Raw genomic sequence first — 413 nt, 5'->3', positions numbered from 1 at the left:
ATGTTGTTGTACTGAGACACCAGGTTGGCACGCGAGGTCTGGGCAACCGTATCCTGGACGGGGCTGGAAGCCGTCGAGAACGTCAGCGCCGTCGTCAGCGTGCCGCCGATCGCACCACCCGCGGCGCTCGATCCGATGGTCGAGGACGCGTAGTCGTTGGTGGTCGAGACCGTCAGCAGGCCGTTGGCGTCGATCGTCGCGGTCAGGTTGTTGGCCTGGAGCTTCGAGTTGAGCTGGTCGAGCGTCTTGATCGTGCCGTTGGTGCCGTCGCCGAAGGTGACGTTGACCGCCGTGCCGCCGTTGAAGGAGGTGAAGGTCAAGGTCTTGCCGGTGAGGCCGCCAACGCCGGAGGTGCGGGCCGCGGTGAAGGCGGTCGCAGTGCCGGTGTTGCCGGCAAGGCCAAGCACGTTCAA

General features: G+C 65.6%; 1 protein-coding gene. It reads right to left on the bottom strand.

All coding sequences use genetic code 11. The features are described from left to right. A partial coding sequence (locus UNPA324_RS00025) for a DUF1522 domain-containing protein (protein WP_502705444.1) occupies positions 1-413 on the bottom strand: 413 nt, incomplete at both ends.

The sequence above is a fragment of the Bradyrhizobium sp. UNPA324 genome (assembly GCF_006658635.1).
GTDB classification, from domain to species: Bacteria; Pseudomonadota; Alphaproteobacteria; order Rhizobiales; family Xanthobacteraceae; genus Bradyrhizobium; species Bradyrhizobium nanningense.
The sequence above is the reverse complement of the archived record's forward strand: the minus strand, read 5'-3'. Positions and strand labels throughout refer to the sequence as shown.